Source organism: Streptomyces sp. NPDC050264, assembly GCF_040655895.1.
Lineage (GTDB): Bacteria > Actinomycetota > Actinomycetes > Streptomycetales > Streptomycetaceae > Streptomyces.
Map to the genome: position 1 here is coordinate 14,637 of NZ_JBFAKV010000013.1, position 23,011 is coordinate 37,647.

Sequence of the window (23,011 nt, forward strand, 5' to 3'; positions counted from 1 at the left end):
AGCGAAGAACTTGAGCTCTTGTTCCGCTGCGGTCAGGCGCTGGTTGGCGTGTTCGCCGAGTTGGTCAAGGAATTCGGCTGGCGGAACCGCTTCGTCGGCTCGCCCAATTCGTCGATGCCCACGAGGTTGTCCTCGGTCTGACGTTCAGCTCCAGGAAGGCGAGGTACGCGGCCACTGGCGGTAGGGGACCGGTCGGCCTGTGGCAGCGTCCAAGAGGACACGGTCGTCGAGAGGTCGCTTCAACTTCACGGTGATCTTCTTGCTGCTCATGTCAGCAGGGCAATTGCCCTCTTGGGAGTTGGCGACGGAAGCGGAGAGCACCACACTCTCCTCGGTCTCCAGGGCCTCCACCGCGGGTCCGTCGTCGCAGGATCCGTGCGTGGCGACCACAGTGATCGCAGAGCTGTCGGGGGCCATGTGAGTCAGACCGCCCAGCGGCGCCAGTACTGCCGTGGAGACGTTCTTCGCTGGGCTGATGGGTGGCTCGGGGAGCCCGGAAGGAGCGACGGCAGCTCGCTTGAGGGGACGGTCGTATCCCTTCAGGGCGAACAGCCAGGCCGGCCCCGTTGCCGATCCTCGGTTCGTTGCCACCTGCATCGAGCCCAGCTTCGCACCAGTCACGACGAGATGAGGATCTGCGCTGCGGGCGCGGGCGAGGGCCTGGTACGTCGTACGTGCCTCGACCGGACGGAGTCGCAGCTCGCTGCCGTCGGCCCACTTCACGGACACATCGTTCCTCGGCGCGGTGGGCAAGTTCCCTTCCAGGGCGAAGTTGCCGATTTCGTATGCGCGCTTGTCGTCTTCGCTGTGGAGCCCGCCGTCGGGCAGTTCGGTCACCTCCGCCATGGGGTGGTATCCCCCACGCCACTGCTGGGCCGCACGGGAGCCGTCCCACGCGGCCGCGCCTTCACGGGCCCGCGGCTTCAACTCTGGTGCCGCCGGTTCGGTTACCCGTGAATCCGTGTCATGGTCCGCGCCGCTCTCCCGGCCGCACCCGACGGCAACCCCTCCGATGAGGAGCAGGGTCAGTGCGGCCATCAGTGTGGTGGTGGGCAAGGTGTTCTTGAGCACGAGGCCCCCAAGGCTGGCGGTCGGAATGGAATGAATGCGGTGAAGGGCGGCCATGCGCGGCGGTCCCTGTGACGCCCCGAACCCGGCATGGGTTCGGGGCGGTGCAGCATCCGGTCGTATCGTTGCGGCGAGGTGACCCTGGAGTCACCTCATCGCCGCGTGGGTGCTGCGGCGTTCAGCACCATCGCGTTCGGGAGCGACGTCAGTAGACCGCGAGATCATGCTCGATGAGCACGTCCTGTACCGGGTGGTAGAAGGACACTCGGTCAGCCTGGGAGTGCGGGTACGGGCGTCCGGCGCGGCCAGCGCGTACCAGTCGGCGTCGCCGACGAGATCGAACCGGGCATCCGCGGCGAGTTGCGCCGACGCGCTGACGCGCAGGCCCGTGAGCGCGGACTCGCCCACTCGGTTCAGGGAATCGGTCAGGATACGGGTCATGGGCCGGACAGACAGATGCTGCCGGCGCAGGTCCGTGGCGGGATACACCGTCAGCCGGCCGAGCTGTCGCTCCTGCCCGTCTTGAGACCAGTCGCCGCCGGCATCGGCGTGCGCCCACCGCTGTCCGCCGAGCTCGGCGCCGGCGCCGAAGCGGGTGGAACTGAAACCGTAGGCCGCTGCCCGCTTCACCGCGAGGCTGAACAGGTCCTCGTCCAGATCATGTCCGCGATGACCTGCCCGATCCACGGATGCTCGCGCAGCACTCCCCGGATCGCGGCCGTCATCGTGAAATCGGCCTCGTCCCACGCCGGGTCCTCGTGCACGCTGTGCCCCTTCTCCACCTCAGCCGACACCGCAGCGGAACGCCTTGCCGGGGGTCTCCAGCTTGTTGGGCGAATCCGCGCGGTTGCGTGCGACGGGTACCGAGTTCGTCACCGAGCCCTACATGACGACCCAGGTGTTCGTCACCGCCCTGCCCCGTATGGAGCCCGTGTGATGTGGCGAACCCTTGCCGCTGAAACGCCCCACGCGCTTTGATAGTGATCGGTCCATTCGAGCCGGATCACTCAACTGCCGTACGGGGCAGCCGAATACGGGGGCGACGAAGTTCATGACTCAGGTCAGGGTGGAAACGGTGGCACTCGATGCCGTCGGCAACCGGCAGATCGCCAGCCGGACCCGGACGACCTCGCCGCTCGCCGATCGCTCCGCCGAGGTCGAAGAGGCGATCGTACAGGCGTCCACAATCGCACAGCAGGCCCTGGCACAGGCTCCGTCCCGGGACGGCTGGCGGGTCTCCAGCATGGAGGTCACCTTCGGCCTGACGCTCGCCGCCGAAGCGGGAGTCATCCTCTCGAAGGCTTCGGCTGAGGCATCGTTCGAGGTCACGCTGACCGTGGAGCGGGCTTCCGGTACGCCATGACAGGTGTGACGGACCCGGACTGCTGGGTCGATCTGTACCAGGCTCAGCAGCGCCTCGGCGGAGGCTTCCTGCTGACGCCACGGTACGTCCTTACCGCGCTGCACTGCCTGCGGGGTCTGAGCACGACCGACCGGAGCGTGCACATCGTCCTGGCCGACGGCAACCGGATCGATGGCCGGGTGTGCAGGCAGGACGAGAGCGCAGACCTGGCGTTGATCGAGATCGGAGCACGTCACTACGTACCACTGAGGATGATCAGGAAGGCGGGACGCGCTCTCGTCGGCGACCGCTGGGAAGGGCCGTACCGCCCGGGCCTCGACGAGGCCAAACTGCGCGGAAACATCGACGCGCAGTCGCACGACTACGCCTGTCAGGGCGGAGCTGCAATCGAGGCACTCCAGCTGACGGTCGATCAGGTACTCGGCGACTACTCGGGATACTCCGGCGGCCCGGTGGAGAGCGCCACGCAGGAGCACGAACCGATCGTCGTGGGCATCCTTCTGGAGCAGGGCCTCGACCGCGCCGACGGGCGGCGCGCGGCCAACGTCCTGTTCGCCGCGACGATCGCGGAGGCCGTCTCCCGCTTCGACCATCTACAGCTGTCCCACCTCATCGACGTGCTCCGTCCGCCCGGCCCACAGGTCGAGAAGACGGTCAGCGCGGTGGAGTCCGTCGTCATGACGAACGGTGCCAAGCTCGACGACTGGTTCCACCGACTCAAGGAGTGGGCCGAGGCAGGAGTGCTGGATCCGTCGCAGATAGCCGAGCTGAAGTTCATCGCGGCACGACGCGCCATCGAGAACGATTTCGGAGGGGGTGGCGGGTGAACGGCTCCTGGCAGTGGGCCATTTCCCGGGCGGAGCGTGCCCTGGCCGGTGAGTCCGGGAGCCTCGCCGAACTCACGGAGGCAATAAACGATCTGCGCGGCGACTCGCGCGCGATGTTCGCCCCGTCGGCGGGCAAGCACTTCGCTTACCTCTGCGCCCTGCTCGACGCGCTCGGCCTCGAGGATCAGTCGTCGGCGCTGGTGGAACAGGTGTCGGCCAGCGCCCTGCGGGACACGGGGATGCGTCAACTGGACAGCGGGGTGCGCAATCAGCTCGCCGTCACCCTGGCCAACCGGGGGAAGCTGCCCGCAGCTTCGGTGTTGCTGGCATTCGACCACGGCCCCGGCGCGCGCGGGACATCGGGAATCGCCGCCGCTCGCACGCTCGCGAATCTGGCAGCCGTGAAGATGCGCAAGGGCGATCACGAGGAGGCCGTTCCCGCCGCCCGGCACGCCCTGGACACCGCGACCGCGGACGAGGGCCCTGAGGCCCTGCTGAATGTGCGGCTTCTCGCGCTCACCGTCCTCGTCGAGGGGATACGGAACCAGGGTTCGATCGCCGAGGCGGATGAACTGCTCGGCGAACTGGAGGACGTCGTACGCCGGTTGGTGCACATCCTCGGCGAGAACCATCCTCGATCCCTTTCGGCAGTGCTGGCCCTCGCGTCGGCCGAGTTCGAGTCGGCACGGTCGGCCGGTGCGCGGGACCGGATGGAGCGGGCGGCCGACGTTCTCGCCATCGTGGCCCAGAAGACCTCGGCGACGCTCGGCACCCACCATCCACAGTCGCTGTCCTCGGTGCGCACGCTCACCGGCACTGAGTTCGAGGCGGCCGAAGTTCTGGGGCCGGAACAGCGCGTGCGCGACGCACGGACCATGGTGGAGGCCACCACCGCGCTGACCGAGGGCGGCCGGTCGGGCCGCGGCGACGAGCCGCCTCGGGTACTGCGGAGCGGGCCGCCCGCGGAGGTCGCCGGGCAGACGACCGCTGAGCAGAGGGGCGCCGAACAGCGGGACACGTCAACGGCCGCTCCCGCCGCGCCGGACCGCCACTTCCGCAGTGAGCTTGCCGGGGTGCCCGAGCACCGCGGGCACGACGCCGATTCGGTGCGCTTCTCGGTACTCGGCCCGGTGCGGGCCTGGCACGGTGAGGAACCGCTGCCCACCGGCTCCTCACAACAACGGGCGCTCCTGACCGCCTTGTTGCTGCGCGAGGGACGCGTGGCGACCGCGGCCGAGTTGATCGACGCGATCTGGGGCGCCGAGCCTCCGCACCAGGCACTCGCGGCGGTACGCACCTACGCCTCACGCCTGCGCAAGGTGTTCCCTCCCGGGCTGCTCGCCAGCGTCTCGGGCGGTTACGCGATCAGGCTCCCCATGCCCCATGAGGCCCTGGACCTCGCCGCCTCGGAGCAGTTGTGGGCCGAGGCCGAGAAGGCGCGCGAGACGGGTGACCTGACCCTGGCCAGGAATCTGCTCAACAAGGCGCTGGCGCTGTGGGCGGGCGAGCCGCTGACCAATGTTCCCGGCCCCTACGCGGAGACCCAGCGCGAGCGGCTGGAGGAGTGGCGGCTGCAGCTCCTGGAGACGCGCATCGACCTGGATCTGGAGCTGGGCTGCCACCGGGAGGCGATCTCGGCGCTCACCGCCCTGACCGCCGCGCACCCGCTGCGGGAGCGCCTGCGGGAGCTGCTGATGCTGGCCCTCTACCGCAGCGGCCGGCAGGCAGAAGCCCTTGCCGTGTACGCAGACACCCGACGCCTGCTGGTCGACGAACTGGGCGTCGACCCCGGTCCCGGCCTGCGACAGCTGCAGAATCGCGTCCTGCGGGCCGACCCGAGCCTGGCGGAGCCCACGGCGCCATCGCCGGAATCCGTGGCGGTGACGGTGCGTCCGGAACAACTCCCGGCGACCGTACCGGACTTCACCGGCAAGAACTCCTACATCACCGAGCTGAGCGAGGTGTTGTCCTCCGCCGAGGGCCGGGGCATGACGGTCGCGGCGCTCGCCGGTATCGGTGGGACGGGAAAGACGACGCTGGCGGTGCACGTGGCGCACCTGGCGCGGAGGTACTTCCCGGACGGGCAGCTCTATGTGGACCTGCAGGGGGCGGGGGCACGGGCGTCCGACCCGGAAACGGTCCTCGGCGCGTTCCTGCGGGCGCTCGGCACCCCCGACTCGGCGATCCCGCACACGCTGGACGAGCGCGTGGCCCTGTACCGCTCCGTGCTCGCCGACCGCCGGATCCTCGTACTCCTGGACAACGCACACGACGTGGCGCAGGTCAGACCGCTGCTCCCGGGTACAGGGAAGTGCGCGGCGCTGATCACCTCACGGGTGCGCATGGTGGACCTGCCCGCAGCCCACCTGGTCGACCTGGACGTGATGTCCCCCGAGGAGGCGCTGTTGCTCTTCACCAGGATCGTGGGGCACGAACGCGTGGCTCCGGAACGCGATTCCGCACTCGACGTGGTCGCGGCGTGCGGCTTCCTGCCCCTGGCCATCCGGATCGCGGCGTCCCGCCTCGCGGCCCGCAGGACCTGGACGGTCTCTGTGCTCGCGGCGAAGCTGGCGGACAAGCGGCGTCGGCTCGACGAGCTGCAGGCCGGCGATCTCGCAGTCAAGGCCACGTTCGAGCTGGACTACGGGGCGCTCGAACCCGTACAGGCCCGTGCCTTCCGTCTGTTGGGTCTCGCGGACGGCCCGGACATCTCGCTGACCGCGGCGGCCGCGATGCTCGACCTGCCGGTCGAGGAGACGGAAGACCTGTTGGAGTCCCTGGTCGACACGTCGTTGCTGGAGTCGGCGGCGCCGGGCCGCTACCGCTACCACGACCTCGTGCGGCTGTACGCGCGTGCCTGCGCGGAGCGCGACGAGCTGCCGCCGAGCGAACGGGACGCCTCGCTGTCCCGCCTGATGGACTTCTATCTGGCGACGGTATCGAGGGCGTACGCGCTGGCAAACCCCGGCGACGGCATGGCCGCCCGCTTCGCGTCCACTCAAGGCACGGGCCTGAGCTTCGGGGAGGACACCGTCGCCCGGGACTGGTTGCACGCGGAGTCCGACTGCGTCCTCGCCTGCGTCCACCAGTCCGTGACACCGGACTTCCTGCGCCGCGGTGTGGACCTGCTCCTCGCGGCCAGGGAACTCGCCGATTCGGGTGCCGATCCCGGGCTGTACGAATCCGTGGCCGACGCCGTGGCCGCGGCTGCCCGTGACGCCGGGGACAGCCGGTCCGAGGGCCGGGCGAGGACCGCGCTGGCCACGGTGCTGCTGATCTCCGGACGTCTGGAGCGGGCGGACGAGGAGGCCCGGCGCGCCGTCGTCCTCGCCGAGGCGAACGACGATCCGCTGCCGCGCTGCTGGGCCACCAACGATCTCGGCATCATCGCGACGCACCAAGGGCGCCACGAGGACGCTGAACGATACCTGCGACAGGCCGTCAACTACTGCCGCGCCCTTGGAGACCGGACCGGCGAGGCCACCGCCCTCAACAATCTGTCCCGCGTCCACCTGGCCACGGGCCGCGCTGCGAGCGCGGTCGAACTCGCTCGGCGAAGTCGCGACATCTTCGACGACATGGGGCTTGCCCTGCGCGGGGCCAAGGCACGCTACGAGCTCGGCCTCGCGCTCGCGAGCAGCGAGCAGTTCCACGACGCCGTGGCACAACTGCGGCTGGCCCTGAAGGTGTTCAGGGGCCGGCGCGATCAGACATGGGAAGGACAGACCCTCTTCCGCATCGCCGAGGTGCACATGGCGAGAAACCGGTTCGCGGACGCCGCGTCCGACTCGGAGCTGGCGCTCTCCCTGCTGACGGGCCCCGGGCGGGCCTGGCATCGCGCCAGGGCACTCATCCTCCTCGGCCGCGCGCTCAATGGAGTCGGGCACACGGACCGGGCCCGCGCCTGCTGGATGGAGGCGCTCACCCTGGTCGACCGGCTGGGTGCGTCGCGGACGGACGAGACCGAGCAGCTGCGCCGACAGGCGGCGGCCCACCTGCAGAGCGCGGACCCGACCCACGACCGGCCATGACCTGCCGCCTCAGCCTCCGCGCGGTGTGGGCACGACCGTCGGCGTACCCGTCACCGGCTCGGTGATACCGACGTTCGGTGCCGCCGAGCCGATGCGGCACCCGTCCACCAGGCCGTCACGTCAGCCAACCCGGAGCACTTTCGACACACACCCTGGAACCGACGCACCTTGCCGCCGTCCAGGGGCCAGAGGTCCTACTTCTCCGGCAACAGATCACGTACGCCCATGCGCAGATGCTCGACATGAAAGAGCGCCTGGTCGAGGAGTTCAGCGACGTGGTTGTCGTAGAGGGCGTAGATGATCGACCGGCCCTGACGTTCCCCGGTCACCAGGCCGAGGTTGCGCAGGAGGCGGAGCTGGTGGGAGCAGGCGGAGGCTTCCATGTCGACGGCGTCCGCCAGCTCACCCACAGGACAAGGGCCCTCCTGCAGGCGGGCGAGGATGCGCAGGCGCGAGGGGGTGGCCAGGGCCTGCAGCGTGGCGGCGACATCGGCGGTGCCGACCGCGTCGAGGCGCTCGCGGGTGGTCCCGCTGCCCGTGGTGTCGCCTCCGTGCCCCATGGGGACATCATACCGATGACACTTGAAGACCTGTTCACATGTTCCGGTATGGTGGACCGGTCCCCGCCTCCTGCCCGTGAAGGGTTCTCCGCCATGCCTTCCGTGCTCGACCACCAGCGACCGGCCTCGGCGTCGGGCGGAACCGCGTCGCCGCCCGAGCGCGGACGCACCCGGCTGCCGGCCCTCGCCGAAGTCCGATGGGCGCTGGCCGCGCTGGTGCTCTTCCTCGTAGCCCTTGCGCTGGATCTTCTCGGTGCGCCGGCCTGGTCGTGGGGAACCCTGTACGGCGCCGTGTACGTGGCCGGCGGCTGGGAGCCGGGCTGGGAGGGCCTCAAAGCGCTACGGGCGAAATCGCTCGACGTGGATCTGCTGATGGTCGTCGCGGCACTCGGCGCCGCGGCCATCGGACAGGTTCTCGACGGCGCGCTGCTGATCGTCATCTTCGCCGCCTCCGGAGCACTGGAGGCCGTCGCCACCGCCCGCACGGCGGACTCGGTCCGCGGGCTGCTCGATCTCGCGCCGAGCACGGCCACACGCCTCCTGCCGGAGGGCGACGAGGAGACGGTGGCCGCCGAACGCCTTCTCGTGGGTGACATCGTCCTGGTACGGCCCGGCGAGCGGGTCGGGGCCGACGGGCGGGTGACGGAGGGCGCGAGCGACGTCGACCAGGCCACCATCACGGGCGAACCGCTCCCGGTGACCAAGCAGTTCGGCGACGAGGTGTTCGCCGGCACGCTGAACGGCACCGGCGCGCTGCGGGTACGCGTGGAGCGCGATCCGTCGGATTCGGTGATCGCCCGGATCGTGGGAATGGTCGACGAGGCGTCCCGGACCAAAGCACCCACCCAATTGTTCATCGAGAAGGTCGAACAGCGGTACAGCCTGGGTATGGTCGCCGCGACCGTCCTGGTCTTCGTCGTGCCGCTCCTGTTCGGGGCCGCGCTGCAGGACGCATTGTTGCGGGCCATGACCTTCATGATCGTCGCCTCCCCCTGCGCCGTGGTCCTGGCGACCATGCCTCCGCTGCTGTCCGCCATGGCCAACGCGGGGCGACACGGTGTACTCATCAAGTCCGCCGTGGTCATGGAGCGGTTGGGTCAGGTCGATGTTGTCGCGGTGGACAAGACAGGCACCCTCACCGAAGGCGTGCCGCGCGTCACCGACGTCCGGGAACTGCCCGGACCGGGGCTCGACGGGGACGAGTTGCTGCGCTGGGCCGGCGCGGCCGAGCACCCCAGCCAACATCCCCTGGCCCACGCCGTGGTCGACGCCGCCCACTCCCGGGAGGTGCCCTTGCCCTCCGCAACGGACTTCGCCTCGACCCCGGGCACCGGCGTGGAGGCAACCGTGGAGGGCAGACGCGTCGCAGTGGGTGCGCCTCGTCGTCTCCTACGCGACCGTGACCACCCGGCGCTGGCCGAGGCCGGCCGCTTGGAGGCGGACGGCCGCACAGCCGTCCTGATCACCCTCGACGGCCGGCCGATCGGCGTACTCGGCCTCGCCGACCGCCCACGCCAGGACGCCGCCTTCGCCATGGCCGCCCTCACCGCGCTGACCGGTGGCGCACCGGTACTGCTGACCGGTGACAACCCGCAGGCCGCCCGGCGCCTGGCCGACGACGTCGGTATCACGGACGTACGCGCGGAACTGCTGCCGCAGGACAAGGCGGCAACCGTCAAGGAATGGGAGCAAGCCGGACGGAAGGTGCTCGTTGTCGGCGACGGCGTCAACGACGCCCCCGCACTGGCCGCGGCACACACGGGAGTCGCCATGGGCCGCGCCGGGTCCGATCTCGCCCTGGACACTGCCGATGCCGTGGTGGTCCGCGACGAACTCGCGGCCATTCCGGCTGCCGTCGCCCTGTCCCGCCGTGCCCGCCGGCTCGTCACCCAGAATCTGATGATCGCCGGGACGTTCATCACCGTTCTGGCCGTCTGGGATCTGGCGGGGACTCTGCCGCTACCGCTGGGTGTGGCCGGGCACGAGGGCTCCACCGTCATCGTCGGGCTGAACGGTCTGCGCCTGTTGACCGACCGCGCTTGGCGCCGGGCTCAGCCCGACGCCGACCGGTGGTCGGCCGGCCAGGAAGGACCGGCCGACCCGGGATTCCAGAGATCTCTGTGATGCCAACGCCTCTCGTCGGCAGTTCACGTCCTCGACAGAGTTGTCGAGTCCGGACTATGTACGTCCCGGCAGGGCGCGTGCGCTCTCTTCGCGCGGGCGGGGCGCGGAAGGCATCGTCAGGCTCTCTTCCAACTCGTCGAGGGCCCTGCGCGCCGCTGCGATACGGGCTCGGACCTCGTCCGCCGGGGGAACTCGGATAAGTGAATCGGGTTGCTGCTCACGGGAATTGGATCTTACGTGCTCGGGCGGACCCGCCGGTTCACGGACAGTGTTGGTCATACGCCCTCTCGCTCGTGCGGTGAGCGCGTCACGCGCGTGCGCGGGGCCCGGCGAACTCGTGATCGGCTCCGAGTCGTCCATGCCGATCAGGCCGAGTCACTCCGACTCCACGACGAGGTGGGTGAGCTGCTCGCGGTCGCGGGGTACGTTGCTGGCCTTGTTGAGCACCCGGATCAGGGGGCGAACCACCTTCACCACGGCCCGGACCGCCATGACGACGGCCCACGCGTCGGCGTGGATACAGTGTTCCCACCCCAGTGAGCAGGAGGAGCAGCGTGCCGGATCCACGTGATCAGCCCCGTCGACGCGCTCAGGGCGAGTTGGAGACCGAGGTCCTGGCCACGTTGCGCGCGGCTGACGGACCTGTCAACGCAGGATGGGTGCGCGACCGGCTCGGAGGCGATCTCGCCTACACCACGGTGGTGACGATCCTGGCCCGGCTGCACGCGAAGAACGCGGTCGCCCGTAAGCGCGCGGGGCGGTCGTTCGTGTGGACGCCGACATCGGACGAAGCCGGGCTGGCCGCCCGCAAGATGCGCAAGGTGCTGGACGCCGGACCGGACCGAGAAGCGGTCCTGGCCAGTTTCCTCACTTCCCTGCCCGACAGCGACGAGCAGATACTGCGCGACCTGCTGCACCGCGCCGACGAGGAAGCCGCCGGCTGAATCCGTGGGCATCTTCGTCTTCTTGCCGCTGATCCTGCCGCTCACGGCCTGGCCGGTGGCGCGGCTCGCCAGCCACCGGCTCCACCCGCGTACCGCGACCCGCCTCCTGACGTGCGTGGCCGCCGTCATGGGGGTGTGCAGCACCCTGTGTCTGGGGCTCCTGATGGTGGTGGGCACCGCGCAGCTGCCGGGAAATCCCCTGCCGGACGGCTGGTCGGATCCTGAGGTGCGGGCCGCCGTGCCGCAGGACGAGATCGCCGGCAAGGCGGCCATTCCGGCGCTGGTCGCCGTCGTCGCCGTCTGTGCGCGCACGCTGTGGCGGCACTTCGCCCTGCGCCGCCGCGCCCATGAGGCGCTGGCCGGGCTGCCCGACACCGAGGTGGCGGTGCTGCCCGACGCGCAGCCGTACGCGTACGCCCTGCCCGGCGGCCGGCGCGGGAGGATCGTCGTCAGCACCGCGCTGCTCGACCGGCTGCGGCCCGCCGAGCGGCGGGTCGTGTTCGCGCATGAGCGGGCCCACTTGGCAGGCCGGCATCACCGCCACCTGCTGACGGTCCGGCTCGCGGCCCGCGCCAACCCCGCTCTGCGCCCGCTGAGTTCGGCCGTGGCCTACACCGCCGAGCGCTGGGCCGACGAGGAGGCGGCCGCGCGCGTGGGAGACCGCAAGGTCGTCGCTCGGACCATCAGCAAAGTCGCCTTGTCCGCCAAGGCGGTGGATGAGCCTGCCTTCGCCGCTCTCGCCACGCCTGGCCCCGTGCCCCGCCGGGTCGCGGCCCTGCTCGCCCCGCCTCCCTGCGCGCCCGGCCCTGCGGCGGCGTTCACGACCGTGGGGCTCGCCACGTGGACGGCCGGAGCCGGTACAGCGGCCTCCGCCATGTCGTCGGCGAACTCAGCGCTCACCCTGGCGGCCACTCTCCACGCCGCGACGCCGATGTGACCCGGACACCGATGTGACGCCGCCAGCTGTATGACGCAGACACCTATGTGACTCAGACACGGATGTGACCCCGGCGTCAATGCGACACCGAAGGGGCGACAGACCGCGCCGCCCCTCTCGTCCTCGGGGCCGAAAGGCCCTACAGGTCGAACTCGTGCGGTGGCAGACCGAGCATCTGGCAGGCCTCGCGGACGACGCCCTGTTCGGTCTTGTCGAAGTCGCCGTCCGCGCCACCGATGATGATGCCGATCTGGACGACGGCGCGCGCCTCGGCCTCCTTCTTCTTCGCCTTGCCGATCTCCTGCAACACGCTGACCTTGCCGAAGTCGAAGTCGGCCGTCAGCTTGTTCAGGTTGTCGTCGAAGCGGCGCTGCAGGTCGTCCGCCGGGAAGTTCTGCAGCACTTCATTGGAGGCGATCAGCTGAGCGACGCGGCGCCGCTCGGACGGGTCGATGGTGCCGTCGGCAGCCGCGACCAGGGCGCACATGGCCATGGACGCGTCGCGGAAGGCTCCCGACTTCAGGTCGTTCTTCTTTGCCACCAACTGCGTCTGCATCGTCGACGCGGACTCCTTGATGCGGTCCCACAGGGCCACGAGCGTTCCTCCGGTGCGGTGTTGTACCAAGCCGAGCTTTCTTCTACAGCACTGTAGAAACTAGCGGTTCCCGGTAAAAGTTCCGCTCCGGTCCCGCTTTCTGTCCGGAAATCGTCAGGAGACCGCGGGCGCCGCCGGCCCCACGAGTTCGGTCAGGACGTCCTCCATGGTCACGAAGCCGATGACCGTCCCCTTGTCCCCGGTGACGGCGGCCAGATGGCTCCCCTGGCCCCGGAGCGCCGTGAGGGTGTCGTCCAGCGGCGTGTCGATGCGAACCCGGGTGAGCGGGTGCAGCGCCGCACGAGGAAAGGGGCGGTCGCGTTCGGCGATGCCGAGCGTGTCCTTGATGTGGAGATATCCGAGCAGTTCGCCACGGGCTCCGGTGACCGGGAAACGGGAGAAGCCCGCCCCCGCCGCGGTGCGTTCCAGCTCGGCGGGCGTGGTCGCGTCCGGCACTGTACGCATCCGCCGGGCGGGGACGACGATCTCACCGACCGGTCGCGCGCCCAACTCCAGTGCGTCGCGCAACCGTTCACCATCCTGCGGAGAGAGGAGCCCCGCCTCGCTGGAGTCCAGGACCATGCGGGCGAGCTGGTCGTCGGCGAAGACGGACTCGACCTCGTCCTTCGGATCCACCTTCAGCAGCCGCAGCAGGGTGTTGGCGAAGGCGTTGATGCCGAAGACGACAGGCCCGAGCGCTCGCGTGACACCCACGAGGGACGGACCGAGCAGCAGGGCCGTACGCACCGGCGCGGCAAGCGCGATGTTCTTGGGGACCATCTCGCCGAACAGCATGTGCGCGTACGTCGCCACGGTCAGCGCGATGACGAACGAGACCGGGTGCACCAGCCCGTGCGGTACGTGCACCGCTTCGAAGACGGGCTCCAAGAGGTGGGCGATGGCGGGCTCGGCGACCGCGCCGAGGACCAACGACGAGATGGTGATGCCGAGTTGGGCGGTGGCCAACATGGCAGAGATGTGTTCCAGGGCCCACAGCGTGGAGAGCGCTCGCCTACTGCCCCCTTGGGCCCGCGGCTCGATCTGGCTGCGCCGCACGGAGATCAGGGAGAACTCCGCGCCGACGAAGAACGCGTTGGTCAGCAAGGTAAGAGCGCCGATGGCGAGTTGCAGACCGGTCATCGGGCGTCCTCCATCAGATCCGTACCCTCGGTCTTCTCACTCCGCTTGGCCTCGGGTGCGGCGATACGGATCCGGCCCGCCCGGTGGTGCTCGACATCGAGCACGGTCAGGCTCCAGCCGTCCAGGCCGATGACGTCGCCCCGGACGGGGATGCGGGCGAGACGGGTGGCGACGAGCCCGGCCACCGTCTCGTACGGCCCCTCGGGCGCGGTCAGTCCTGTCGCCGCGAGTTGGTCGATACGGACGCCGCCGTCGGCCTCCCAGGCGGCACGGCCGTCCTCGGCAGCGGGCGCGGGCACCAGGTCGGGCGTCTCGACGGGGTCGTGCTCGTCGCGCACCTCGCCCACGACCTCCTCCACGATGTCCTCGACGGTCGCCACCCCGGCCGTGCCGCCGTACTCGTCGATGACGACGGCCATGGTCCGGGTCTCCCGCAGCCGCTCCAGGAGGCGGTCGGCGGGCAGGCTGTCGGGCACCAGCAGTGGCGTGGTCGCCAGCTCCGTGACCGAGGTGAGCTGCCGCTTCCCCGGCTCCAGGGCGAGCACGTCACGGATGTGGACGGTGCCGATGACGTCGTCGAGGCTGTCGCGGTAGACGGGGAAACGGGACAGGCCCGTGGCGTGCGTCAGATTCGCGGCATCGGCGGCCGTGGCGTGCGCCTCCAGTGCCTGTACGTCGACTCGCGGAGTCATGACATTCTCCGCGCTCAGCTCCCCCAAGTGCAGGGTACGGACGAACAGTTCGGCCGAGTCGGCCTCCAGAGCCCCTTCGGCCGCAGAGTGTCTGGCGAGCGCGACGAGTTCCTCCGGGGTGCGGGCGGAGGCCAGCTCCTCGGCGGGCTCCAGGCCGAAGCGGCGCACGAACCGGTTCGCCGTGTTGTTCAGGTGCCGGATGAACGGGCCGAAAGCGGCCGTGAATCCGCGCTGCGGTCCGGCGACGACCTTGGCGACGGCGACCGGACGCGCGATGGCCCAGTTCTTCGGCACCAGTTCACCGACGACCATGAGGATCACCGTGGACAGGGCCACGCCCAGCACGGAGGCGACCGAGGATGCGGCGCCGCCGAGCCCGGCGGCCTCGAGCGGCCCGCGCAGCAGGACGGCGATCGACGGCTCGGCGAGCATGCCGATGACCAACGAGGTGACCGTGATGCCCAGTTGGGCGCCGGACAGCTGGAACGTCAGGCGGCGCACCGCTTTCAGCGCCCCGTCGGCGCCCCGCTCCCCCGCCTGCGCCGCGCGCTCCAGATCGGCACGTTCGACGGTCGTCAGGGAGAACTCGGCCGCCACGAACAGCGCGCAGGCCAGCGTGAGCAGCAGCGCCGGCACCAACAGCAGAACCTCGGTCACGGCCGCCTCACCTCCGCCCCGTGCTCGGCAGCTTGGGCAGTCGTCGGTCGGGGCACGGCACGTGGCCGGCTACTGGGAGGCTCACCCATCGCGGGCTGCAGCTCCTTCATGTTCGAGGGATCGGGCGATCCCGGGTCTGTAGCGGGACGTCCGCCCCACACCGTCCAGGTAAAACCACAGCAAAACCCGCTCGTCAAGCGCCTGCGCGGACGCCGTGGGCGACGCCTTTCGGACTTTCCCGCCGAGCGGGTCCGCACAGGCGCCAAAGCAGCGCCGCCACGCATATGCTTCTACGCGCCTGTAGAACGCGGATGTCCGCCCGGATGTTCCCGGGCGTCCGCGCGGCTTCGTAACCTCGTACGCACATAAGGGAGTGAACGCCTCGATGGTGTTCAAACGACTGCTCGGCTCACTCGGCGTGGGCGGCCCCACGGTCGACACCGTCCTCGCCCCCGGGCCCACAGCCCCTGGCGGCACCCTGTCCGGCCAGGTCCATCTCAAGGGTGGCAGCGGCGACTTCGACATCGAGCACATCACGCTGGAACTCGTCGCTCGCGTCGAGGCCGAACACGAAGACGGAGAAGACCACGGCGTCGTCACCTTCGACCGGTTCGTGGCCGGGGGCGGCTTCCGCCTGGCTCAAGGTGTCGAGCACAGTGTCCCCTTCACGGCGACGCTGCCGTGGGAGACCCCGATCACCGAGCTGTACGGACAAGGCCTCGGCATCGTCCTGGGCGTACGCACCGAGCTGTCGATCGCCGGAGCCAAGGACAAGGGCGACCTCGACCAGCTCACTGTCGGCCCGCTGCCCGTGCAGGAGGCGATCCTCGAAGCTTTCGGCCGGCTCGGCTTCGGCTTCAAGTCCGCGGACCTCGAATACGGCCGCATCGGCGGTACCGGGCAGCAACTCCCCTTCTACCAGGAGCTCGAACTGAGCCCGGCCCCGCAGTACGCCCACGCGGTCAACGAGATCGAGGTGACCTTCCTCGCGACCCCCGGCGGCATGGAGGTGATCCTGGAGGCCGACAAGCGAGGCGGCCTCTTCTCCGGCGGACACGACGCGGTCACCCGGTTCACCGTCGGCCACGACGGCGTCCACCACCAGGACTGGAACTCGCTCGTCGACAGCTGGGTGCGTCAACTGGTCGAGCACCACTCCTCCTACGCCAGCCACACGTCGTACGACTCCGGTTACGGCCACACCGACCACAGCAGCCACCACTACGGGGAACCCCAGCACCACGACGGCGGGCACCACCGCTCGGGCCCCGGCATGGGAACGGTCGTCGCGGCGGGTGCGGCCGGACTGGCGGTGGGCGTCGTCGGCGGCATGGTCGCCGCTGAAGTCATCGACGAGGTCGGCGACTCCTTCGAAGGGGACGACGACGAGGGAGACGAGGACTGACGTGTTCGGCATCAGCGAGATCGGCGTCGTCCTGATCGTGATCGCCCTCCTGCTCTGCGTGAAGAAACTGCCGGAACTGGTCCGTGGCGCAGGCAAGTCGGCCCGCATCCTCAAGGCCGAGGCGAAAGCCCTCAAGGACAACGACGACCAAGGCACGAAGGGGTCCACGCCGCCCCGGGTCATCCCCGGCGAGACCGTCCCCCCGCACGACACCGAGCAAGGTCCGCGCCCCCAGTAACACGGACCGCCCTACCAGGGGCGGGGCCACGGCTGCACCCCCGGCCGAGGCCCCGCCCCTTTCCCCTCTCGCGACAAGGGCCACCCCGAACCAGCCCCTGCCCCGGAGGTTCCGGCCGTCCTGACGGCGGGCAGCAGCGCGCCGAGGACAGCGATGAGCAGGCCGCCGAGAAGCAGGTGACTCCGGTAATCGTCGACAAAAATGTGCGCGAAATCGCTGTGCAGATTGTTAACAATCTACTAGCGTGCACGACGCCTTGACCCTGAGGCATTGGCGAAGCACTCGGTACTCAACGAGGAGACTCCATGCAGCGGCTCTCGGCGTCCCTGGGACGCACCGCTCTTCACCCCATCAGACTTCGGGAAGGGCGCCCTCCGGCCCGCAGGCGCCTCCTGCGAGGTATGGCGATCGTCGGCTCGCTCGCTCTGACAGCGGTCGTGACGCCGGCCTCCTTCGCGGCCGCGTCCACCTCGCACGAGCGGGGCCACATCGTGGATCCGCAGGACGCCGCTCTCGCGTTCGACCAGAGTACGTACACGACGATCACCGTCACGGTCGACGGTCAGCCGGTGAACGTGCGCTGGTACAAGGAGCTCTGCTACGTCGCCGACCCGGTGGCCGCCGCCGCGCAGCAACCCGGGATGGGCGGAAGCACCACCATCGACAACACCCGTTGCGGCTACGAGAGCATGAACGTGTTCGTGCCCGAGAGTGCCTTCGGCGACCAGCAGGCGCCGATCTACTTCGCGGTGAACAACGCGGGCTGGATGGCCAGTTACATCAAGACGAGCGTCAACGCCGGCGCTTCCTACAACAGCTCGACGAGCAACGTGGGTGCGGCGCTGAAGGCCGGTTACGTCTTCGTGGACGTCGCCAACCGCAGCCGCGGGCTCGTGGGCGCGGATGGTTCGTCGCCGGGCAAGGCGCCGGCGGCGGCGGTCGACGCGAAGGCGGCGGTGCGCTATCTGCGTCTCAACGACGCCGCGATGCCGGGCAGTTCCGAGCGGATCGTCGTCAACGGCACCAGCGGTGGCGGCGCGCTCTCCTCCATCCTGGGCGCCTCCGGCAACGACAGCGAGTACGACTCCTACCTCGCGGCGATCGGTGCGGCCGGCATCGATTCCAAGGGTCACAGCACGCTGCGCGACGACGTGTTCGCGGTGAACGCGTACTGCCCGATCACCGATCTCGGCAACGCGGATGTCGCCTACGAGTGGCTCTACAACATCCTCGGCACCCGTGACGCGACGGGCTCGAACGCGCAGGCGGCGGACGCGGCGACGATCGCGGCCAAGTTCCCCGCGTACGAGAAGAGCCTCGGCCTGCGCAACCCGGACGGCTCGAAGCTGACGGCCGCCACCATGCTGGACACCATCAAGAAGGAGGTCATCCGCTCTGCGGAGACGTACCTGACGGCCGATCCGGCCCACACGATCCCGGCGCTGGGCGAGAACTTCGTCATCGTCTCCGGCGGTCCCGGCGGGCCCACCACGAAGTCGTACGTCAACGACTGGCTGGACGTCGACAACGCCGCGGACAAGGTGCGCTCGGTCGACATGACGAAATACCTGAAGTTCGTCGCCACCCAGGCCACGCTGAAGACGACGCCCGCATTCGACGGTGTGGGCGTGTACGGCAACACCACGAGCGGCACCGAGACCAACCTGTTCGGCCCGTACACCCAGAAGTACATGAACTACACCGAGTTCAGCTGGGACAACAACAACGTCGCGGGTGACGGAAGCGGCCTGGACGACACCGGGCTGACCTGGAAGCAGTACACCGCCAAGAAGAGCACTACCGTCGACGACCAGCTCCACCTCATCGACCCGATGGACTTCATCGGCACCAAGGACGCCGACACGGCGCCGAACTGGTACGTCCGCAACGGCACCCGGGACCGCGACACCTCGTTCATCATCGGCCTCAACCTGGACCGCGCGCTGGAGGCGGACCCGCAGGTCGGTGACGTCGACTTCCAACTCGCCTGGAACCAGCCGCACGCCGGCAACTACGACGTTCCGGAGGCCATGGCCTGGATAGCCGAGGTCGTCAAGAAGGCCGGTCCCCCGCTCCCCCTCGGTGACCACAAGTAGACCCGTTCCCCACCGTGGTGAGCTGAGCGCACCGAGAGTGGTGTGGCTACAGGCGCTCGGCCGGTTTCCCCGGCCGAGCGCCTGACTTGTGGCCGCCGCGGTTTCACCGGGCGCGCGCCGCTGGTGATCAACGGCAGGATCTTGCACCGCCTCAGCGACCCCGTCCAGGGAGTTCGCCGCGTGGAGGCCGAACCGATGAGCGTCGAGACCGACCGCCTCTGGACGGTGGGAGGCATTCATGATCGGCTTGGGGCATGAGTTCTCTGATACGCCACGTCACCGTCGACGCCGCCGACCCGTTCGTTCTTGCGGGCTTCTGGGCCCAGGCCCTGGACGGCTCGCTGGCTGATGACGACTTTCCCGGGGACCCGGAAGCCTCGGTCACGACGGCGGCCGCCGCCTTGCTGTTCGTCCAGGTCGCTGACCGCAAGGCGGTGAAGAACCGCGTGCATCTGGACCTCCGGCCCCAGGACCGCACCCGGGACGAGGAGGTCGAGCGCCTGCTCTCGCTCGGCGCCACGCTTCAGGGGGACCACCGACGGCCCGACGGAAGCGGGTGGGTGACGCTGCACGACCCCGAGGGCAACGAATTCTGTGTGGAACGCAGCGCGGCGGAGCGGGCGAACGGTTGATGCCCTGTCGCCTGATCAGCCGGATCGGCCGGAACCGGCAGCCGCAGCGGCGCTCCCGCTAACTGCCGACGGCGGCCGGGGCCAGGAGTGATTCCAGGGAGGCGACGTCTCCGGTGCGGGCGGCCGTGACGAAGACGTCCAGCAGTCGCCGGTGCTCCAGTACGTCCACGCTCGCCCGCTGCTCGTCGGCGAGATGCCTGCGGGCCCGGCTCGCGATCTTGCGGACGTTGACGACGCTGAGGTGGAGCATGTCGGCGATGTCCGCGTAGGTGTATTCGAAGGCCTCGCGCAGGATGTACACGGCCCGCTCCGTGGGTGTCAGCTTCTCCAGGACGAGGAGCAGCGCCAGTTCCAGCTCCTCCGCCTGCTGCACGCCGGCCTCGGGGTCGCCGCTGGTGTCGATGGGTTCGGGCAGCCAGGGGCCGATGTAGGTCTGGCGGCGGGAGCGGGCGGACTGGGCCACGTTGATGGCGAGCCGGGTGGTGGCGCGCGACAGGAAGGCGACGGGGCTGACCACTACCGCGCGGTCGGTCCGCTGCCAGCGCAGCCACACGTCCTGGACGACGTCCTCGGCCTCGACCGCGCTCCCCAGCATCCGGTACGCGATGCCGAAGAGGCGTGGCCGCAGCCCCTCGAAGACGGACACGGCCTCGTCGAGGGTGCTGTCCCCGGGGAACGGCTGGGGATCTGTACGCGACTCCGACAGGTTCATGGACACGGTCACCACGGCTCCGTTTCACCCACGGCATCCGTCGATGCCCCTGTGAAGACGCTCCCGCCGAGACCCCCTCCGTGACGCCCCGGGGAGTGCATGGTCCGCACCCTGGTGCCCCGCCGGGGACGCCAGGGGACGACCTCAGGCGGTGACGGCGGTTCCTTCGAGGAGGGCGCCGCTGAGCTGCTTGCGGGACGCGACGCCGAGCTTCGCGTACACCTTGCGCAGATGCCATTCGACCGTGTGCGGGCTGATGAACAACTGGGCCCCGATCTCGGGGTTCGTCATCCCGCCCCCGGCCAGGCGGGCGATCTGCGCTTCCTGGGCGGTGAGCGCGGTACGCGACTCGGCGGTGCGTCTGGGCGCCGTCGCGCCGGTGGCGCGCAGTTCGTGCCAGGCACGCTCGGCGAATCCCTCGACGCCGATCCGGCTCAGAGTCCGGTACGCGATGCCCAGGTGCTCGCGGGCGTCGACGCGGCGGTTCTCGCGGCGCAGCCATTCGCCGTAGAGCAGGTGGGAGCGGGCGTACGTGATCTGGACGTCGGTACGGCCCAGGCGCTCGATCGCCTCCTGGTAGAGGGCCTCGGCGGCCGGCCCCTCGTGCACCTGGGCGCGGACCATGGCCGAGGTGCCGAGCGCCCAGTCGGTTCCGCTGGCCTGTGCCATGTCGGCGAGTCGGTGGGCGGCTTCGGCGGCGCGGGCGGGCCTGCCGCTGCGAGCGGCGGCCTCGACGAGTTCGACCATCGACCTGATCGCGAGGCCCAGTTCCCGGAGGTTCCGGGCCCCTCGTTCGGCCGCGGCGCAGGCCTCCTCGTAGCGGCCGAGTCCGTTGTAGAGCACCGCCTTCGCCCACTCGCTCGCACTGAGGATGTTGCCCGGTCCTCCCTGGTGGAGGGCGGCGTCCCGGGTCATGGCGTCGATCGCCTTGAGCATCTCGGCTTCCCGGCCTTTCCACGGCTCGGTCACCAGGGACACGTAGTGGGCGAGGTAGCGGCTTCCGGTGGCCTCGCCGATCGCCTGCGCCTCGGCGATCAGGGTGTCCGCGTGGTCGAGTTCGCCGGCCAGTACGCGGTTCGACACCAGTTGCAGGAGGGCCGACGGCAGCACGGACAGTGCGCCCGTCGTGCGGGCCAGCTCGACCAGTCGTGTGGAGAGGACCGTGTTGCTGTCGAAGTCCCAGACGTTGAAAGCCATGCGGGCGGCGAGGGGGAACCAGCCCAGGCCTTCCTCCTTGGAGACCTCTTCGGTGCACAGGGCGCCCAGTGCCCGCAGCACCACGGGCGCCCCCGCCCGGTAACCGTCGACGGTCATCACGGCGAGGCCCCGCAGGAGCAGGCCGTTGCGTTCCGGCGGCGGCCCGGGCGGTGCGGCGAGCGCGGCCCGGGCGATGTCCTGCAGTTGGACGCCGCTCGGCAGCCGGTCGATGATGAGCGCGGCGTTCAACGCGTCGCGGTAGGTCTGCTGGGCCAGCCCCGCGTCCAGCCGCTCCAGCCGTTCGGCCGCTCTCACGAGCATCGGCAGGGCGCTGCCGGCGCTCTTGGAGGCGAACACGATCTGGCCGCGCAGGAGTTCCGCCTGGGCGAGCTGGTGCTCGTTCATCGGGCCGAGGGACGCGGCGTCCAGCAGTTCGCGCGCGGTGTCGTACCCGCCGGCCTGGTATTTGGCCCGCGCCGCCGCGAGTGCCCTGGCACCCCGTACGGCCGGGTCGGGGGTGAGTTCGGCCGCGCGCTCCAGGAACGCGGCCGCCGCCGCGACCCCGCCGCGGGCCTGTGCCCGGCCGGCGGAGCGTTCCAGCTCGGCGGCCACCGTCTCGTCGGACCCGGCGGCGGCGTTGGCGAGATGCCAGGCCCGGCGGTCGGGGTCCACGTCCGGGTCGGTCGCGTCGGCCAGCGCCCGGTGCACCTGCTGGCGGGCCTCCGCGGTCGCGATGCGATAGGCCGCCGAGCGCACCACGGGGTGCCGGAACCGCACCCGGGTCCCGATGGTGATCAGCCCGGCCGTTTCGGCGGCCGACACGGCGGACTCCTCGATCCCCAGCAGGGCAGCCGCTTTGGCCAGCAGGTTCACGTCTCCTACGGGCTCGGCCGCGGCGATGAGCAGCAGTTGCCGCGTCTCGTGCGGCAGGGCCTGGACCCGGCGCAGGAAGCTCTGCTCGATCTGGCCGGCCAGAGGCCGCGCGTCGGGGCGTCCGAATCCGCCCGCCAGCTCAGCGGGGCTCAGCCCGCGCGGCAGTTCGAGCAGAGCCAGTGGGTTGCCCTGTGTTTCGGCGACGATGCGGTTGCGGACCCGTTCGTCGAGCCGGCCCGGGATCACGGAGTGCAGCAGGGCACGGGCATCGCTGTCGCTCAACCGACCCACCGCGAGCTGAGGCAGCCCCGTGAACTCGGATTCGAGGGTCGGTTCGCGCACGGCGAGAACCAGTCCGACCGGTTCGGCCAGCAGACGCCGTGCGACGAAGGCCAGTGTCTGCGCGGAGACCTTGTCCAGCCACTGGGCGTCATCGACCACGCAGATCAGCGGCTCCTGCTCGGCGGCGTCGGCGAGCAGACTGAGTACCGCGAGCCCGACGAGGAAGCGGTCCGGCGGGGCCCCCGCGGTCAGGCCGAACGCCGTGCCCAGGGCGTCGCGTTGCGGTGCCGGCAGGCTGCCGATGCGGTCCACGAACGGGGCGCACAGCTGGTGCAGGCCTCCGAAGGCCAGCTCCATCTCGGACTCGATGCCCACCGCCCTGGCGAGCCGGCAGCCGTCCGCGCCGGCGCGTACGTGGTCGAGCAGCGCGGTCTTCCCGATCCCCACCTCGCCGCGCAGGACGAGGACTGCGCTGTGACCGGCCTGGACCGTCGCCACGAACTGGTCCAGCGTCTCGCACTCGGCCTGCCGCCCGCGCAGGCGTGCCCCGGGCCTTCCGCTTGCCATGGGAACCGCCTCGTCGCATCGATGTGCCCATTGACTGCCGATTTCCGAATGAATGACAAGGGTTCCGGGTC

18 protein-coding genes and 1 pseudogene are annotated in these 23,011 nt (G+C 70.1%); 10 read left to right on the top strand and 9 right to left on the bottom strand.

What is annotated here, in order from left to right:
- Window positions 1-144 precede the first annotated feature (144 nt).
- From AB0J02_RS23405 to AB0J02_RS23415, 3 genes are all read right to left on the bottom strand, one after another.
- A complete protein-coding gene (locus tag AB0J02_RS23405) occupies window positions 145-1,125 on the bottom strand; it encodes a hypothetical protein (RefSeq protein ID WP_363195681.1) in 981 nt (326 codons plus the stop codon).
- Window positions 1,126-1,215: 90 nt separating this feature from the next.
- Window positions 1,216-1,698: a hypothetical protein gene (locus AB0J02_RS23410; RefSeq protein WP_363195682.1), complete on the bottom strand. Its 483-nt coding sequence runs from the start codon at window positions 1,696-1,698 to the stop codon at window positions 1,216-1,218.
- Window positions 1,695-1,862 (bottom strand): hypothetical protein, encoded by a 168-nt coding sequence (locus AB0J02_RS23415; protein WP_363195683.1) that lies wholly within the window; start codon window positions 1,860-1,862, stop codon window positions 1,695-1,697. Before AB0J02_RS23415 ends, AB0J02_RS23410 begins: the two co-directional genes overlap by 4 nt.
- A 281-nt stretch (window positions 1,863-2,143) precedes the next feature.
- Between AB0J02_RS23415 and AB0J02_RS23420 the strand changes: the two genes are divergently transcribed.
- The 3 genes from AB0J02_RS23420 (at window position 2,144) to AB0J02_RS23430 (ending at window position 7,289) form a co-directional block, all read left to right on the top strand.
- A complete protein-coding gene (locus AB0J02_RS23420; protein ID WP_363195684.1) occupies window positions 2,144-2,431 on the top strand; it encodes a CU044_2847 family protein in 288 nt (95 codons plus the stop codon).
- The gene (locus AB0J02_RS23425; RefSeq protein WP_363195685.1) at window positions 2,428-3,258 is read left to right on the top strand and encodes a trypsin-like peptidase domain-containing protein; all 831 of its coding nucleotides are present in this window, start codon (window positions 2,428-2,430) and stop codon (window positions 3,256-3,258) included. Before AB0J02_RS23420 ends, AB0J02_RS23425 begins: the two co-directional genes overlap by 4 nt.
- 1,073 nt (window positions 3,259-4,331) lie before the next feature.
- Complete coding sequence (locus tag AB0J02_RS23430; RefSeq protein ID WP_363195868.1) at window positions 4,332-7,289, top strand: BTAD domain-containing putative transcriptional regulator; 2,958 nt, start codon at window positions 4,332-4,334, stop codon at window positions 7,287-7,289.
- A 194-nt stretch (window positions 7,290-7,483) separates the two neighbouring features.
- Here the strand turns inward: AB0J02_RS23430 and AB0J02_RS23435 are convergent, their stop codons facing one another.
- Window positions 7,484-7,849, bottom strand: a complete 366-nt coding sequence (locus AB0J02_RS23435; protein ID WP_363195686.1) for a metalloregulator ArsR/SmtB family transcription factor — start codon at window positions 7,847-7,849, stop codon at window positions 7,484-7,486.
- 93 nt (window positions 7,850-7,942) lie between these two features.
- Here AB0J02_RS23435 and AB0J02_RS23440 point away from each other — a divergent pair, with 93 nt between their 5' ends.
- The 3 genes from AB0J02_RS23440 to AB0J02_RS23450 all read left to right on the top strand — a co-directional run bounded on the left by AB0J02_RS23440 (window position 7,943) and on the right by AB0J02_RS23450 (window position 11,854).
- Window positions 7,943-9,973, top strand: a complete 2,031-nt coding sequence (locus AB0J02_RS23440) for a heavy metal translocating P-type ATPase (protein ID WP_363195687.1) — start codon at window positions 7,943-7,945, stop codon at window positions 9,971-9,973.
- Window positions 9,974-10,527: 554 nt separating this feature from the next.
- Entirely contained in the window at window positions 10,528-10,917 is a 390-nt protein-coding gene (locus AB0J02_RS23445) for a BlaI/MecI/CopY family transcriptional regulator (RefSeq protein ID WP_363195688.1), read from the top strand.
- Window positions 10,918-10,921: 4 nt separating this feature from the next.
- The gene (locus tag AB0J02_RS23450) at window positions 10,922-11,854 is read left to right on the top strand and encodes a M56 family metallopeptidase (protein ID WP_363195689.1); all 933 of its coding nucleotides are present in this window, start codon (window positions 10,922-10,924) and stop codon (window positions 11,852-11,854) included.
- Between the two features lie 139 nt (window positions 11,855-11,993).
- On the opposite strand, the gene AB0J02_RS23455 is transcribed toward AB0J02_RS23450, so the two are convergent.
- From AB0J02_RS23455 to AB0J02_RS23465, 3 genes are all read right to left on the bottom strand, one after another.
- Window positions 11,994-12,449: a tellurite resistance TerB family protein gene (locus tag AB0J02_RS23455; RefSeq protein WP_363195690.1), complete on the bottom strand. Its 456-nt coding sequence runs from the start codon at window positions 12,447-12,449 to the stop codon at window positions 11,994-11,996.
- 114 nt (window positions 12,450-12,563) lie between these two features.
- Window positions 12,564-13,589, bottom strand: coding sequence for a hemolysin family protein (locus AB0J02_RS23460; RefSeq protein ID WP_363195691.1), 1,026 nt, complete (start codon window positions 13,587-13,589; stop codon window positions 12,564-12,566).
- Complete coding sequence (locus tag AB0J02_RS23465; protein WP_363195692.1) at window positions 13,586-14,938, bottom strand: hemolysin family protein; 1,353 nt, start codon at window positions 14,936-14,938, stop codon at window positions 13,586-13,588. Before AB0J02_RS23465 ends, AB0J02_RS23460 begins: the two co-directional genes overlap by 4 nt.
- Window positions 14,939-15,323: 385 nt before the next feature.
- On the opposite strand from AB0J02_RS23465, the gene AB0J02_RS23470 reads away from it, so the two are divergent.
- The 4 genes from AB0J02_RS23470 (at window position 15,324) to AB0J02_RS23485 (ending at window position 19,309) form a co-directional block, all read left to right on the top strand.
- The gene (locus AB0J02_RS23470; RefSeq protein ID WP_363195693.1) at window positions 15,324-16,343 is read left to right on the top strand and encodes a sporulation protein; all 1,020 of its coding nucleotides are present in this window, start codon (window positions 15,324-15,326) and stop codon (window positions 16,341-16,343) included.
- A gap of 1 nt (window position 16,344) precedes the next feature.
- The gene (locus AB0J02_RS23475) at window positions 16,345-16,581 is read left to right on the top strand and encodes a twin-arginine translocase TatA/TatE family subunit (protein ID WP_363195694.1); all 237 of its coding nucleotides are present in this window, start codon (window positions 16,345-16,347) and stop codon (window positions 16,579-16,581) included.
- Between the two features lie 401 nt (window positions 16,582-16,982).
- Window positions 16,983-18,677 carry a subtype B tannase gene (locus tag AB0J02_RS23480; protein WP_363195695.1) on the top strand — a complete coding sequence of 565 codons (1,695 nt, stop codon included), beginning with the start codon at window positions 16,983-16,985 and terminating at the stop codon, window positions 18,675-18,677.
- A gap of 254 nt (window positions 18,678-18,931) precedes the next feature.
- Complete coding sequence (locus AB0J02_RS23485) at window positions 18,932-19,309, top strand: VOC family protein (protein WP_363195696.1); 378 nt, start codon at window positions 18,932-18,934, stop codon at window positions 19,307-19,309.
- A 67-nt stretch (window positions 19,310-19,376) separates the two neighbouring features.
- On the opposite strand, the pseudogene AB0J02_RS23490 reads toward AB0J02_RS23485, so the two are convergent.
- Window positions 19,377-20,021 (bottom strand): annotated as a pseudogene (locus AB0J02_RS23490) (sigma-70 family RNA polymerase sigma factor); the annotation flags it as partial.
- Window positions 20,022-20,165: 144 nt separating this feature from the next.
- Window positions 20,166-22,940 carry an AAA family ATPase gene (locus AB0J02_RS23495; protein WP_363195697.1) on the bottom strand — a complete coding sequence of 925 codons (2,775 nt, stop codon included), beginning with the start codon at window positions 22,938-22,940 and terminating at the stop codon, window positions 20,166-20,168.
- Window positions 22,941-23,011: the final 71 nt, after the last annotated feature.

Excerpts from the sequence above, each read along its gene's own strand:
- AB0J02_RS23405 (WP_363195681.1), bottom strand. The coding sequence starts at position 1,125 with ATGGCCGCCCTTCACCGCATTCATTCCATTCCGACCGCCAGCCTTGGG.
- AB0J02_RS23425 (WP_363195685.1), top strand. The coding sequence starts at position 2,428 with ATGACAGGTGTGACGGACCCGGACTGCTGGGTCGATCTGTACCAGGCT.
- AB0J02_RS23435 (WP_363195686.1), bottom strand. The coding sequence starts at position 7,849 with ATGGGGCACGGAGGCGACACCACGGGCAGCGGGACCACCCGCGAGCGC.
- AB0J02_RS23440 (WP_363195687.1), top strand. The coding sequence starts at position 7,943 with ATGCCTTCCGTGCTCGACCACCAGCGACCGGCCTCGGCGTCGGGCGGA.
- AB0J02_RS23460 (WP_363195691.1), bottom strand. The coding sequence starts at position 13,589 with ATGACCGGTCTGCAACTCGCCATCGGCGCTCTTACCTTGCTGACCAAC.
- AB0J02_RS23470 (WP_363195693.1), top strand. The coding sequence starts at position 15,324 with ATGGTGTTCAAACGACTGCTCGGCTCACTCGGCGTGGGCGGCCCCACG.
- AB0J02_RS23480 (WP_363195695.1), top strand. The coding sequence starts at position 16,983 with ATGGCGATCGTCGGCTCGCTCGCTCTGACAGCGGTCGTGACGCCGGCC.
- AB0J02_RS23485 (WP_363195696.1), top strand. The coding sequence starts at position 18,932 with ATGAGTTCTCTGATACGCCACGTCACCGTCGACGCCGCCGACCCGTTC.
- AB0J02_RS23495 (WP_363195697.1), bottom strand. The coding sequence starts at position 22,940 with ATGGCAAGCGGAAGGCCCGGGGCACGCCTGCGCGGGCGGCAGGCCGAG.